11 protein-coding genes are annotated in these 13,050 nt (G+C 66.6%); 6 read left to right on the top strand and 5 right to left on the bottom strand.

From position 1 onward, the window contains the following. From A6723_RS10785 to A6723_RS10770, 4 genes are all read right to left on the bottom strand, one after another. Nucleotides 1–441 (bottom strand): MaoC family dehydratase N-terminal domain-containing protein (locus tag A6723_RS10785; RefSeq protein WP_175405537.1); only part of this gene is annotated, 441 nt, incomplete at its 3' end. After that, entirely contained in the window at nt 425–2,560 is a 2,136-nt protein-coding gene (locus A6723_RS10780; RefSeq protein WP_054906787.1) for an acetate--CoA ligase family protein, read from the bottom strand. The genes A6723_RS10780 and A6723_RS10785, both read right to left, overlap by 17 nt. A gap of 122 nt (nt 2,561–2,682) precedes the next feature. Then, on the bottom strand, nt 2,683–3,834 hold the full coding sequence (locus A6723_RS10775) for a thiolase (RefSeq protein WP_054906786.1): 1,152 nt from the start codon (nt 3,832–3,834) through the stop codon (nt 2,683–2,685). Next, nucleotides 3,831–4,217: a Zn-ribbon domain-containing OB-fold protein gene (locus A6723_RS10770; RefSeq protein WP_045215066.1), complete on the bottom strand. Its 387-nt coding sequence runs from the start codon at nt 4,215–4,217 to the stop codon at nt 3,831–3,833. Before A6723_RS10770 ends, A6723_RS10775 begins: the two co-directional genes overlap by 4 nt. A gap of 141 nt (nt 4,218–4,358) precedes the next feature. Between A6723_RS10770 and A6723_RS10765 the strand changes: the two genes are divergently transcribed. Both A6723_RS10765 and A6723_RS10760 read left to right on the top strand, forming a co-directional pair. Next, nucleotides 4,359–5,174, top strand: a complete 816-nt coding sequence (locus A6723_RS10765) for an IclR family transcriptional regulator (protein WP_054906785.1) — start codon at nt 4,359–4,361, stop codon at nt 5,172–5,174. A 395-nt stretch (nt 5,175–5,569) separates the two neighbouring features. Then, nucleotides 5,570–6,589 (top strand): branched-chain amino acid aminotransferase, encoded by a 1,020-nt coding sequence (locus A6723_RS10760; RefSeq protein ID WP_054906784.1) that lies wholly within the window; start codon nt 5,570–5,572, stop codon nt 6,587–6,589. 204 nt (nt 6,590–6,793) lie between these two features. Here A6723_RS10760 and A6723_RS10755 read toward each other — a convergent pair whose 3' ends face one another. After that, entirely contained in the window at nt 6,794–9,184 is a 2,391-nt protein-coding gene (locus A6723_RS10755; protein WP_054906850.1) for a hybrid sensor histidine kinase/response regulator, read from the bottom strand. Between the two features lie 208 nt (nt 9,185–9,392). On the opposite strand from A6723_RS10755, the gene A6723_RS10750 reads away from it, so the two are divergent. The 4 genes from A6723_RS10750 to A6723_RS10735 all read left to right on the top strand — a co-directional run bounded on the left by A6723_RS10750 (nt 9,393) and on the right by A6723_RS10735 (nt 12,942). Continuing rightward, nucleotides 9,393–10,190: a hydroxymethylpyrimidine/phosphomethylpyrimidine kinase gene (locus A6723_RS10750; protein WP_054906783.1), complete on the top strand. Its 798-nt coding sequence runs from the start codon at nt 9,393–9,395 to the stop codon at nt 10,188–10,190. A gap of 34 nt (nt 10,191–10,224) precedes the next feature. Next, a complete protein-coding gene (thiE, locus tag A6723_RS10745; RefSeq protein ID WP_054906782.1) occupies nt 10,225–10,854 on the top strand; it encodes a thiamine phosphate synthase in 630 nt (209 codons plus the stop codon). Between the two features lie 42 nt (nt 10,855–10,896). Then, nucleotides 10,897–12,183, top strand: coding sequence for a glutamate-1-semialdehyde 2,1-aminomutase (gene hemL, locus A6723_RS10740; RefSeq protein ID WP_024763970.1), 1,287 nt, complete (start codon nt 10,897–10,899; stop codon nt 12,181–12,183). Nucleotides 12,184–12,399: 216 nt separating this feature from the next. Continuing rightward, nucleotides 12,400–12,942, top strand: a complete 543-nt coding sequence (locus A6723_RS10735; protein ID WP_017521798.1) for a tetratricopeptide repeat protein — start codon at nt 12,400–12,402, stop codon at nt 12,940–12,942. Nucleotides 12,943–13,050: the final 108 nt, after the last annotated feature.

The following is a 13,050-nucleotide window of genomic DNA, read 5'->3' as shown; positions in this document are numbered from 1 at the left end:
CTTCCGATSKAAGGTGGTGCCGCGGGCAATCGCCAGCACCTCGCCGCTCTGCGCATCGCTGACGACCTTCTCGCTATAGAGCAGCGCGCCCTTGCCGGCGCCCTTGTCGACCAGCCCGGTGACGCGGGTGCGGCCGATCACTTCGCCTTCCACCGGCAGCGGCTTGAGCCATTCGATGCTCTGCTCGCCGTGGACCAGGCGCAGGGCATCGACGCCGGTGTCCGGGTTGCCCAGCCAGAAGCCGGGATGGCCCAGCACCACCGCCATGCAGGGCAGCGCTTGCAGCTCGCGATTGGCGTCGACGAAGGTCAGCTGGTGCTCGTCCATCGGGTCCGCGCCGAGGCCGACCGACAGCGCGTAGAAGGCGCTGTCGTGGCGGCTGAAACGCTGGCGTACTTCCGGGATCGGGTAATTCAGCAGATGCTCAGGATTCAGCGCCATGGGCCACCTCCTCCACTTCCAGCACCGCGTCGGCGGCCCAGGCGCCCTGCCCTTCGGGCATGGCGAAGACCGGGTTGAGGTCCACCGAACGCAGGCGCGGGCCGGCCTCTGCAGCGAATTGCGAGAGCTGCGAGAGAACGCGCGACAGGGCCTTGATATCGGTCACCGGGCGACCACGGGCGCCCAGCAGCAGCGGCGCGCCCTTGATGCTGCGGATCATCTGCTCGGCTTCGCCGACGCCGAACGGGCAGCGGCGGAACACCACGTCCTTGAGCACTTCGACGAAGATGCCGCCGAGGCCGAACACCGCCACCGGACCGAACTGCGGGTCGCGCTGGATGCCCATGAAGCACTCGACGCCGCCCTGCAGCTGGCGCGCCACCAGCACGCCATCGAGGCGAGCGTTCGGCGCGTGTTCGGCAGCGCGTTGCAGCAGCAGGTCATAGCCCTCGCGCACGGCCTGGGCGCTGCCGACGTTGAGCAGCACGCCGCCGATTTCCGACTTGTGCAGGATGTCCGCCGAGGCGATTTTCAGCACCACCGGGAAGCCGATCTGTTCGGCAAACGCGGCGGCTTCCGCTGCGTTCTTCAGCACACGTTCGGGCGCCGATTCGATGCCGGCGCGCGCCAGCAATTGCTTGGCTTCGGCCTCACCGGGCGTGCTGGCCGGCAGCTCGACGCCGCCGGGCACAGGAATGCTGCGCAGCGGCCGGGCGAACGCTTCGCCCAACTGGCCCATGGCCTGGATGGCGCGCACGGCGCGGGTCGGGTCCTCGAACAAAGCGAAGCCGGCCTTCTGGTACGGCGCCAGCTCCTCGCCCTCGCCCATCACCGAGACCACGAACAGACGGTCCGGATGGTCAGCCTTGATCCGTGCGAACTGCTCGGCCAGGCGCGGGCCGATGGAAGCGGCGGTACCGGCCTGGGTGAAGAAGGCGATCAGCGAACGATAGCCGCCGTCCACCACCATGGACTCGGTGAAATCGTGCACCAGGCTCAGGTCGTTGAGCGCCTGGGCGGTGCAGTCCACCGGGTTCAGCGGCGAGGCATAGTGCAGACGCTGCTTCAGGCGCGCCTGGGCTGCTTCCGGCATCGGCGGCATGGGCAGGCCGACGTCCTCTGCGGCGTCGCTGACGATGATGCCCGCGCCGCCGCTGACGGTGATCATCCCCAGGCTGTTGTTCACCGGGTAGATGCGCTGGGTGGCGAGGTAGGCGATGTCCACCAGCTCTTCGGTAGTGCGCGCGCGGACCACGGCGTAGTCGGCCAGCACCGCATCTAGCACCTTGTCGTCGCCAGCCAGGGAGGCGGTATGCGACATGGCCGCGCGGCCACCCAGCTCGCTGCGCCCGACCTTGTGCAGGATCACCGGCTTGCCGGCGCGATGGGCCGCTTCGAGGGCGGCGAGGAAGCTGTCGACATTGCGGATGGATTCGGCGTAGGCCATCACCACGTCGACCTCCGGCGATTCCACCAGCCAGCCGATGGCGTCGCCCAGGGTGACATCGGCTTCGTTGCCGGTGGCGACGCAGATCGGCGTACCCAGCCCGCGCTGCCGCGACAGGCCGAGCAGGTGTGCGCCGTAGGCGCCGGACTGGGTGGCGATGCCGACGCGCCCGGCCAGCGGGATGCCGCGCTCCAGGCTGGTGGAGAAGAAGGCGTAGTAGCCCAGGTTGGCGTTGAACACGCCCAGGGCGTTCGGCCCCAGCAGGCGCATGTTCGCCGCGCGGGCGGCCTCGACGATGGCGTCCTGCATGGCCACGCCTTCCTCGCCCACTTCGCTGAAGCCGGAGGAGAACACGATGGCGCTGCGCGCGCCCTTGCGGCCCAGTGCCTGGACGGTCTCCAGCACCTGCGGCGCCGGCACCGCGATGATCGCCACGTCCGGCGCCTCAGGCAGTGCGTCGACACTGGCGTAGGCCGGCAGGCCCTGGATTTCGGTGCGATTGGGGTTGACCGGCAGGATGCGGCCGGTGAAACCGTTGCGCAGCATGTAGGCGATGGGGCGGCCACCGATGCGGTGTGGGTCGCTGGAAGCGCCGACCACGGCGACCGAGCGTGGCTGGATCAGCGGGGTAAGGCTGGCGAAGCCTGTGTGTTGCAAGTGACTCACTGACATGACGTTCCACCTGAACAGATGACGGGTGCCGGACTAGGTCGTCCCGGCGCGAGGGCGAACGCGTCCACGGCGGGCCGCCCGCTTATCGCAGGTGGCCACCGGGAGGGCGTCTTGCCCGGATTTCAGAGCACGTTCTGGGTGCCGAGCAGCGCGGTGACCTGGCTGGACAAGGTGCCGCCGTTGCCGTGCAGCAGGGCGATATCGGCCTTCTTCAACTGGCGTTCACCGGCCTGTCGGCGCAACTGGGTAACCGCCTCGATGATCAGGAACATGCCGTACATGCCCGGATGCACACAGGACAGCCCGCCGCCGTTGGTGTTCACCGCCAGCTCACCACCGGGGGCGATGCGCCCGCCCTGGACGAAGCGGCCGCCCTCGCCCTTCGGGCAGAAGCCGAGGTCTTCGAGGAACAGGATGGTGTTGATGGTGAAGGCGTCGTAGACCATCACCAGGTCGATGTCCGCGTGCTTCACACCGGCCATCTGCATGGCGCGCGGGCCACTCTCGGAAGCGGCAGTGACGGTGAGATCGGGCATGGCAACGATGGAGCGGTGCCACTGCGCGCCGGCCGCGCCGATGAAGTAGATCGGCGCCCTGGGCAGGTCCCGCGCACGGTCGGCGCGCACCATCACACAGGCGCCACCGCCGTCGGTGACCAGGCAGCAGTCGGCCTTGCTCAGCGGGTCGCTGACCATCCGCGCAGCGAGCACCTCATCGATGCTCAGCGGGCCGCGGGCGAAGGCCTCGGGATTGAGGTTGGCCCAGCCCCGTGCGGCCACGGCCACTTCGGCCAGGTGCTCGCGGGTGGTGCCGTATTGATGCATGTGCCGGCTGGCAGCCAGCGCGTAAGCGGTGATCGGGTGGCGCGGCTGGTAGGGCGTTTCGTGCCACTGCGGCTCGCTCATCGATACCAGCTTGCCGCCAGCGGTGCGCTGGTTGGAGCCGTAGCAGATCAGCGCCGCGTCACACAGGCCGGCCTCCAGGGCCAGAGTTGCCTGCAGAAGATGCAGCTCGAAGCTGGAGCCGCCGACATTGGTGCCATCGACGAACTTCGGCTTGATGCCCAGGTATTCGCAGACCGAGAGGGTCGGGAAGGCGTGGGAGCTGGTGGCCGAGAACACCGCGTCGATGTCCGAGAGCGCAAGCCCTGCATCGGCGATGGCTTTCATCGAGGCCTGGCCGAGCAGTTCCATGGCGCTGTAGCCGTGGGCTTCGCCGATACCGGCGCTGCCGATGCCGACGATGGCGGTCTTGCCGCGCAGGACCTGGCTCATGCCTGCACCTCCGCGAGAGGTTCGAAGACGACGACGGCGCCACTCTCCTGCTGGGCGATGCGCGCCTTGACGCGGGTGCCAATGGGCAGGCTGAGATGCCCTTCGATACGCGACATCATGCGCACGCCTTCATCCAGGTCGATCAGGGCGACGTTGTAGTCACCGCTGCGGGCGCGATTGACGGTCAGGGCATACAGGGTGCCCAGGCCACTGGCGGGAACCCATTCCAGGTCCGTTTCGCCGCTGCCGGGCACCTGGGTGCGCGGGTAGAACACGTGCCGGCCGGTGGAGGCGCTGCGCTGCAACATGAAGCGACCCTGGGCGAGAAACGCGAGGTACTGCGCCTCGGGCCCTGGCATGCTGCGGTCGGGGAAATCCACCATTGAGGTTTCTCCTTTGTTCTTGTTCTGCCTTTGTTGCAAAGTGCGTTACCGCCCATGCCAAGCCAGCTTCACGGAAGCCGTTGCAGGCGTCGCAGGGTCAGAATACATTCACAATACTGAATGTCAATCAGAATACAGAATATGACCACTGAAAAAACCGTCGAAGAAGCCAGCAGCAAACGCACCGGCAATGCCAAGGATGTCGGCGCCGTGGTGAACGCCATCCAGATCCTCCGCCACCTGGCCAATGCCGAAGGCCCCGAGGGCGCAACCGCCATCGCCCGCGCCACGGGAGTCAGCCCGAGCACTACCTTCAACATCCTGCGCACCCTGACCAACGAGCAACTGACCTCGTTCGACAACGACACCAAGACCTACCGCCTGGGGCTGGGCCTGTCGGAGCTGGCAGTGAGCTTCATCGGCCGCAGCTACGCCGACCTTATCCAGCCGGAACTGGAACGCCTGAGCACCAGCCACAACATCCTGATCACCCTGTGGCAGGTCACCGACGACGCCCACATCCGTGTCATCGCCGTCTCCGCGCCAACCGTGGCGCACGTCAACGTTGCCGTCGGCTCGCGCCTGCCGGAACTGGTCGGCGCCGCCGGCCGCTGCATCGCCGGCCTGCGCAACCTGCCGGACGACGAACTGCGCCGCCGCCTGACCCGTGTACGCTGGGAGAACCCGCCAAGCTTCGAGGAGTACCGCAGCGATGCCGCCGCCACCCTGGAGCGCGGCTGGGCCATCGACCAGGACCACCTCTACCGCGGCGTCAGCATGGTCGCCAGCGCGATCATCGATCACGACCGCCAGCCACGCTTCATCATTTCCGGCATCGGCATCAGCGCCCAGCATGAGCGCGAGAAGCTCGAGCAGATCGGCGCCAGCCTGCACGAGACAGCCCGCTTCATCAGCCGTTCGCTCTTCCCCCAGGGAAATTCCAGCCAGCCGGAATGACGAAAACATATTCAGCATACAAAATGGCATTCATATAATTGCCATATTCAGCTGAATGCGCGACTGGAAGCCCGCAGGCGGACAGCAGAATCCGCCTCCCGAAAGGGCATTGCCGCCCACGACCCCGCACCGGGGTCGCTCGGTTCCCGATGCGACTGATGGCAGCGATATTCGCAGGCAGGCCCCCACAGCCGCGAATATCGCCGGTATCATGGCAAGTCCTGGTGGAGTCCTGGCGGTACCATCAAGCGGGGGACGTCGCTCCCCCCGCGTAGCGGAATCCTGGTGATTCAGGCAGCGCCCGCCGTCAGGGTCCCGAAATCACCATGCGGATGCTCGCCCGCCATGCCCTGGCAGACGAATGGCCGCAGGCAATCCCATTGAATGAGGCAACCATGGAACAGAAAGACATCGACTGGGGCGCGCTCGGATTCGATTACATCAAGACCGACTTCCGCTACATCTCCCACTGGCGCGATGGTCTGTGGGACGACGGCAAACTGACCGAAGACAACACCCTGCACATCAGCGAAGGCTCCTCGGCCCTGCATTACGGCCAGCAGTGCTTCGAAGGCCTGAAGGCCTACCGCTGCAAGGACGGCTCGATCAACCTGTTCCGCCCGGACCAGAACGCCGCGCGCATGGCCCGCAGTTGCGCCCGCGTACTGATGCCGCAGGTTTCCGAACAGCAGTTCATCGACGCCTGCCGCCAGGTGGTCCGCGCCAACGAGCGCTTCATCCCCCCGTACGGCTCCGGCGGCGCGCTGTACCTGCGCCCGTTCGTGATCGGCGTGGGCGACAACATCGGCGTGCGCCCGGCCCCGGAATTCATCTTCTCGGTGTTCTGCATCCCGGTCGGCGCCTACTTCAAGGGCGGCATGAAGCCCCATGACTTCGTGATCTCCACCTACGACCGCGCCGCGCCCAACGGCACCGGCGCCGCCAAGGTCGGTGGCAACTACGCCGCCAGCCTGATGCCGGGCGCCCAGGCCAAGAAAGACGGCTTCGCCGACTGCATCTACCTCGACCCGGCCACCCACAGCCGCATCGAGGAAGTGGGCTCGGCCAACTTCTTCGCCATCACCCACGACAACGAGTTCGTCACCCCGCGCTCCAGCTCGGTGCTGCCGGGCATCACCCGTCTGTCGCTGATGCAGCTGGCCGAACAGCGCCTGGGCCTGAAAGTGGTCGAAGGCGACGTGCAGATCGACGACCTGGCGCGCTTCAAGGAAGCCGGCGCCTGCGGTACCGCCGCGGTGATCACCCCGATCGGCGGCATCCAGTACAAGGACAACCTGCACGTCTTCTTCAGCCGCGAAGACGTCGGCCCGGTGACCCGTCGCCTCTACGAAGAGCTGACCGGCATCCAGAAGGGTGACGTGGAAGGTCCGGAAGGCTGGGTCGTCAAGGTCTGAACCTGACAGCTCGCTGAAACAGAAACGCCGCGATGCCGAAAGGCATCGCGGCGTTTTTCATTCGGTTGTACGCAAGAGTCATCGCTCCACGGACCGTTCGCGAGCAAGCTCGCTCCTACAAGCCCGCTCCGGCGCGCTCTTCGCAGCGAACCGAAAGGCACGAGGCTATCGCTGACGAAGCCCGCTCCCGTACAGGGTCGAACCTCAGGCCGGGCTGGGCAGCGCCGGCTGGCACAGCAGCCAGTCATGCAGCAAAGCCTGCAGCTCCTCGAACTTCACCGGCTTGGCCATATAGTCGCTCATTCCAGCGGCCAGGCAGCGCTCGCGGTCGCCGCTATGGCTGTGGGCGGTAATCGCCAGCACGGGAAGATCGGCACAGCGCGGCAGGGTGCGAATCGCCCGGCAGGTGGCGAAGCCGTCCATCACCGGCATCTGGCAATCCAGCAGCACGGTATCGATGGCCTCCCGGCGCAGCAGCTCGATGGCCTCGGCGCCATTGTCGGCCGTGCGCACGCGATAACCGAGCTTGAGCAGCATGCCGCGAATCACCAACTGGTTGATGGCGTTGTCTTCCACCACCAGCACGGTGCACTGGTCGGGACTGCGCAGCACCTGGCCACCCGCGCGGCGCGGCGGTGGGGCGATGCTCTGCACCGGCTGGCCAACCTGCAGCCCCAGGCTGAAGCGACTACCCTGCCCCGGCACGGATTCGTGCACCAGCTCCCCACCCAGCAACGCCACCAGCTTGCGGCACAGCGCCAGGCCAATACCCAGGCCGCCGTATTCACGCGTCAGCGAGCCATCGAGCTGGAAGAAGCGCTGGTACAGCGCGCCATCGGGCGGCGTGGAGAAGCCAATGCCGCTGTCCTGCACTTCGATGCGCAGCGCCAGCCCCTCGCTGTTCGGCACGCCGCCCACGCGCAGATTCACCCCACCCTGGTGCGTGAACTTGATGGCGTTGTCGATCAGGTAGCCCAGCGCCTGGGCCAGCTTGCCGGCGTCGCCTTCGAGGGTATCCGGCAGGCTCTCGTCCAGCTGCAGGACGAAGCGCAGCCCGCGCTCCTCGGCGCGCGGCGCGTACTGCGCCCGCAAGCCGTCACACAGGCCGCGCAGGCTGAAAGGCTCGCGGCGCGGGTAGAGCTTGCCGGCCTGCAGCTCGATCAGCGCAAGAATGTCGTTGACCATGCGCATCATGTCCCGCGCCGAGCCGGTGGCGGTCTTGTGGTACTGGGTCAGCTCGATGTCCATGGGCACCGTCTGCATCAGTTCCAGCGAACCGATCACCCCGCTCATGGGCGTGCGCAATTCATGGGTGACGGTGGCGAGGAATTCGTCCTTCAGGCGGTTGCTGCTGGCCAGCTCCAGGTTCAGCTGCTCCAGCTTGCGGCTGGTTTCCTGGAGGATGCGCGTGCGCTCTTCCTTCATCGCATTGATGCGGTCCGCCAGCGCCAGGGACAGCAGGCCGACCTCCAGTGCCGAGCCGATCTGGCTGGCGTACATGGTGAGGAACACGTTGGGCAGCAAGCCCAGCACCATCAGGGTATTGATGATGCCGCCGAGCAGGAAGGCGCTCCAGGCGAAGATGAAGTAGCGCGCCACGCGCATGCCGCGCAGCCAGGCGACGATGCCGGCGGTGAAGATCACCACAGTGAACGCCAATGCCAGGTAGGTCGCCAGGCGCAGGGCCACGGCATAGCTGACCGTCAGCGCCAGCACCATCACCAGTGCGCCAACGGCCATCAGCACGCGCAGGATGCGATCGATCCACAGGCTGTGCTCGCGCGTATGCAGGAAGCTGCGGGCGAATTGGCAGCCGAACAGCCCGGCCGAGCCGATCAGGAAGGGCGTGGAAGCATTGGCCCACCAGGGATTGTTGGGCCAGAAATACTCGATCCCCGCGCCATTGACGGATATCTGGTAGAAGCCGAACGAGGCTATATAAAGGATGTAGTAGAGGTAGCTGGTATCGCGAACGCTGAGGAAGATGAACAGGTTGTAGATCATCATCACCAGCAGCACGCCGTAGATGATGCCCAGCACATAGATGCGCCCTGGCTGCTCTTCAAGGTAGGCCTTGGGCGACCAGAGCGTCAGCGGTGCCTGGATCGAGCCCTGGCTTTCCAGGCGCAGGTAGACGCGCAGCGGCTTGCCGGGCTCCAGCTTGAGGTCGAACAGGTAGTTGTTCTGGCGAATCGGCCGGCTGTCGAACGGCAAGGTATCGCCGGTGCGCTGGGCGAGCTTGAAGCCGCCATTGCCATCGGGCAGGTAGAGATCGAGCTTGTCCAGCGGCGGGTAAGCCAGCTCCAGCAGCCAGTTGGCCGGATCGCGCGAGGCCTGCGGCTGGTAGTCCAGGTCCAGGCGCAGCCAGAACACCGAGCGCGAATAGCCGGCATTGAGCACATCCCGCTCATGGTGGCGAAAGCTGGCAGCCAGCGCCGGTGAGCTGATCTCGGCGATATCGGCGGTGCCGCGCACGTCCTCGAAGACATCCATCGCCCGCCCGAGCGGCAATTGCCCCACGTGCTCGTCGAAGCTGATGGCGCTCGCCACTGGCGAGAGGATGAGAAGGATCAGGAAGATCAGCCAGTGCCGCATGGTGCCCCGCAGTGCCACCGACAGCCGCGCCGGAGATCCCCATCTCCCGCTTTGGCGCGCCGTGGAGGCGTTGTGTTGGAATCGGCGAACTCTAGCACAGGCCTTGTGCCCCGTGGCATTCGACCATCCGGACAGGGCGCGGCCAAGCGATGCGCAATGGACCGTTCGGTCAGCTCAGCAGCGCATTTTGGTGATAAGCTCCCGCGCCATGAAAACACCTGCCTCCCGTCCCGTAGTGCTCTGCCTGTCCGGCCACGACCCTAGTGGCGGCGCCGGTCTGCAGGCCGATATCGAAGCCCTGATCGCCCAAGGCTGCCACGCGGCGCCCACCGTCACCGCGCTGACCGTTCAGGATACCGTCAACGTTTCCGACTTCCGCGTACTCGACCGCGAGTGGGTGCTGGCCCAGGCCAACGCGGTGATCGCCGACCTGCCGGTGGCGGCGGTCAAGCTCGGCATGCTCGGCTCGGTGCGGATGGTCGACACCGTCGTCGAGATCATGCAGTCGCTGCCCGGCATCCCGCTGGTCTGCGACCCGGTGCTGCGCGCCGGCGGCGGCGGCTCGCTGGGCAAGGAAGACGTCGGCTACGCCATGCGCGAGCGCCTGCTGCCGATTGCCGCAGTCGCCACGCCGAACCTGCCGGAAGCGCGCATCCTCGCCGAGCTGCCCGAAGGCACTGCGGACGAGTGCGCCGACAAGCTGCTGCCTTATATCCAGACCCTGCTGATCACCGGTGGCCACGGCGACGAGTCCGAAGTGCACAATCGCCTGTACACCCGCGACGGCCAGCGCCACACCTTCACCTGCCAGCGCCTGCCCGGCAGCTACCACGGCTCGGGCTGTACCCTGGCGAGCACCCTCGCCGGCCGCCTGGCCCTGGGTGAAGAACTGGTCAGCGCGGTGCGCAGCGCCCTGGACTACACCTGGCGCACCCTGCGCGACGCGGAAGCACCCGGCCACGGCCAGTACGTGCCGCGCCGCCTGCCGCTGGACTATTGCAACTGATTCACTGATCAACCGTACGAAGATCGAGGCACCGATGAAACTGCGCGGACTCTACGCCATCACCGACAGCCAGCTGCTCGACGGCGGCCGCCTGCTGCCCTACGTCGAAGCCGCCCTGAAGGGCGGCGCCAAGCTGCTGCAGTACCGCGACAAGTCCGACGACGCCTCGCGCCGCCTGCGTGAAGCAGAGGCGCTGCGCGATCTCTGCGCGCGCTACGGCGCTACGCTGCTGATCAACGACGACGCCGAGCTGGCCGCGCGCCTGGGTGTCAGCGTGCACCTGGGCCAGACCGACGGCTCGCTGGCCGCGGCCCGCGCTCTGCTCGGCCGCAATGCCGTCATCGGCGGCACCTGCCACGCCAGCCTCGACCTGGCCGAGAAGGCCATTGCCGAAGGCGCCAGCTACGTCGCCTTCGGTCGCTTCTTCACTTCCCAGACCAAACCGGGCGCGTCCGCCGCCAGCCTCGAATTGCTGGAACAGGCCAAGGCGCGCTTCAACGTGCCGCTGGTGGCCATCGGCGGCGTGACCCTGGAAAACGCGCCGGAGCTGATCGCCCGCGGCGCCGACATGATCGCCGTGATCCACGCGCTGTTCGCCGCCGACTCCCCGGCCGAAGTCGAACAACGCGCGCGCGCCTTCAGCCAACTCTTCGAAACCCGCTGAGCGCCCACGCGCCCGGCCCTTCACAGCTTCGCGAGGTACACCATGTCCCGTTCCGAAACGCTTTTCGCCAATGCCCAGAAACACATCCCCGGTGGCGTGAACTCGCCGGTGCGCGCGTTCAAGAGCGTCGGCGGCACCCCGCTGTTCTTCAAGCATGCGGAAGGCGCCTACGTGGTGGACGAGGATGACAAGCGCTACGTCGACTACGTCGGCTCCTGGGGCCCGATGATCCTCGGCCACAGCCACCCGGACGTGCTCGACGCCGTGCGCAAGCAACTCGACCACGGCCTGTCCTACGGCGCACCGACCGCGCTGGAAGTGGAAATGGCCGACCTGGTCTGCTCGCTGGTCCCGTCCATGGACATGGTGCGCATGGTCAGCTCCGGCACCGAAGCCACCATGAGCGCCATCCGCCTGGCCCGCGGCTACACCGGCCGCGACAGCATCATCAAGTTCGAAGGCTGCTACCACGGCCACTCCGACAGCCTGCTGGTGAAAGCCGGCTCCGGCGCCCTGACCTTCGGCGTACCGAACTCCCCGGGCGTGCCGGCGGCCTTCGCCAAGCACACCCTGACCCTGCCCTTCAACGACATTGCCGCCGTCGAGAAGACCCTGGGCGAAGTCGGCAAGGAAGTGGCGTGCATCATCGTCGAGCCGGTCGCCGGCAACATGAACTGCGTGCCGCCGGCCCCCGGCTTCCTCGAAGGCCTGCGCCGCCTGTGCGACCAGCACGGCGTGGTACTGATCTTCGACGAAGTGATGACCGGCTTCCGCGTCGCCCTGGGCGGCGCCCAGGCGCACTACGGCATCACCCCGGACCTGTCGACCTTCGGCAAGATCATCGGTGGCGGCATGCCGGTGGGCGCCTTCGGCGGCAAGCGCGAGATCATGGAGCAGATCTCCCCGCTGGGCCCGGTCTACCAGGCCGGCACCCTGTCGGGTAACCCGCTGGCCATGGCCGCCGGCCTGACCACCCTGCGCCTGATCAGCCGCCCCGGCTTCCACGACGAGCTGACCACCTACACCACCCGCATGCTGCAGGGCCTGCAGGAGCGTGCCGACGCTGCCGGCATCCCCTTCGTGACCACCCAGGCGGGTGCCGCGATGTTCGGCCTGTACTTCACCGGCGCCGACGACATCGTCACCTTCGACGATGTGATGACCAGCGACGCGGAACGCTTCAAGCGCTTCTTCCACCTGATGCTGGACGCCGGCGTGTACCTGGCTCCGAGCGCCTTCGAGGCTGGCTTCACCTCCATCGCCCACGGTGAAACCGAGCTGAAGCTGACCCTGGACGCTGCCGAGCGCGCTTTCGCCGCCCTCAAGTAAGCCCTCCCGCGAAGGCGCCCAGGCGGGCGCCTTCCGCTCTGGACCGAGCCTTTCACAGCGTTCCGCCAACCCTGCCGCCGCTGGCATTTCCAGTAAAAAAACAGAAAAGAAGGTAAAGACTTTGTAAGGAAGCGCCCGCTTATTTCATAATGTGAAGGCTGGCGCATTTCGCTGGCCGGGTTTTGCCCGCCCCGATTCTGGAGGCCGTTTCTCCCCATGTACCGTTCCGGTCGCACCCTGCTGGGTTGCCTGTTGCTCGCACTGCCCCTGTTCACTCAGGCGGGCGGCAACTCGCTGCTGATTCCAGCCACCGGACGCTGCACCCTCAACACCGTGCCCGAACAGCTGCAACAGGCCCTGGCCAGCTGCCAGCAGGCCGCCAATGCCGGCGACGCACAGGCACAGTTCGAGCTGGGGGAATTCTTCTATACCGGCGAACGCGCCCCGCGCGACTTCCAGGCCGCCCTGCACTGGTACGAGAAGGCTTCGCTGCAGGGCCACGCCGACGCACAACTGCGCCTGGGCACCATGTTCTTCCGCGGTGAAGGCGTGAAGGCCAACAATGTGCAGGCCTACATCGTGCTGAAGATGGCTGCGGTCAACGGCGCCGAAGACGCCATGGACAGCGCCGACCTGGTCGCCGAGCAGATGAACAAGGACGAACTGGACATCGCCACCAAGGTGCTCGGGCAGATCTTCCGCAATTACCTGATCGAACTGCAGACCGCCGGCAACTCGCCATTCTCGCCGCTGCCCTGAGTCGCACGCCAGCCTCCCATGCGCTGTAGGAGCGAGCTTGCTCGCGAACAGAGCTCTACGGCTGATTTCGGTGCTGAGCGGTTCGCGAGCAAGGACTGGGCGTCCCCC

Origin of the sequence: Pseudomonas sp. AU11447, from assembly GCF_001672555.2 — a bacterium.
GTDB lineage: Bacteria > Pseudomonadota > Gammaproteobacteria > Pseudomonadales > Pseudomonadaceae > Pseudomonas > Pseudomonas nitroreducens.
The sequence above is the reverse complement of the archived record's forward strand: the minus strand, read 5'-3'. Positions and strand labels throughout refer to the sequence as shown.

Excerpts from the sequence above, each read along its gene's own strand:
- A6723_RS10780 (WP_054906787.1), bottom strand. The coding sequence starts at position 2,560 with ATGTCAGTGAGTCACTTGCAACACACAGGCTTCGCCAGCCTTACCCCG.
- A6723_RS10775 (WP_054906786.1), bottom strand. The coding sequence starts at position 3,834 with ATGAGCCAGGTCCTGCGCGGCAAGACCGCCATCGTCGGCATCGGCAGC.
- A6723_RS10770 (WP_045215066.1), bottom strand. The coding sequence starts at position 4,217 with ATGGTGGATTTCCCCGACCGCAGCATGCCAGGGCCCGAGGCGCAGTAC.
- A6723_RS10765 (WP_054906785.1), top strand. The coding sequence starts at position 4,359 with ATGACCACTGAAAAAACCGTCGAAGAAGCCAGCAGCAAACGCACCGGC.
- A6723_RS10760 (WP_054906784.1), top strand. The coding sequence starts at position 5,570 with ATGGAACAGAAAGACATCGACTGGGGCGCGCTCGGATTCGATTACATC.
- A6723_RS10755 (WP_054906850.1), bottom strand. The coding sequence starts at position 9,184 with ATGCGGCACTGGCTGATCTTCCTGATCCTTCTCATCCTCTCGCCAGTG.
- A6723_RS10750 (WP_054906783.1), top strand. The coding sequence starts at position 9,393 with ATGAAAACACCTGCCTCCCGTCCCGTAGTGCTCTGCCTGTCCGGCCAC.
- thiE (WP_054906782.1), top strand. The coding sequence starts at position 10,225 with ATGAAACTGCGCGGACTCTACGCCATCACCGACAGCCAGCTGCTCGAC.
- hemL (WP_024763970.1), top strand. The coding sequence starts at position 10,897 with ATGTCCCGTTCCGAAACGCTTTTCGCCAATGCCCAGAAACACATCCCC.
- A6723_RS10735 (WP_017521798.1), top strand. The coding sequence starts at position 12,400 with ATGTACCGTTCCGGTCGCACCCTGCTGGGTTGCCTGTTGCTCGCACTG.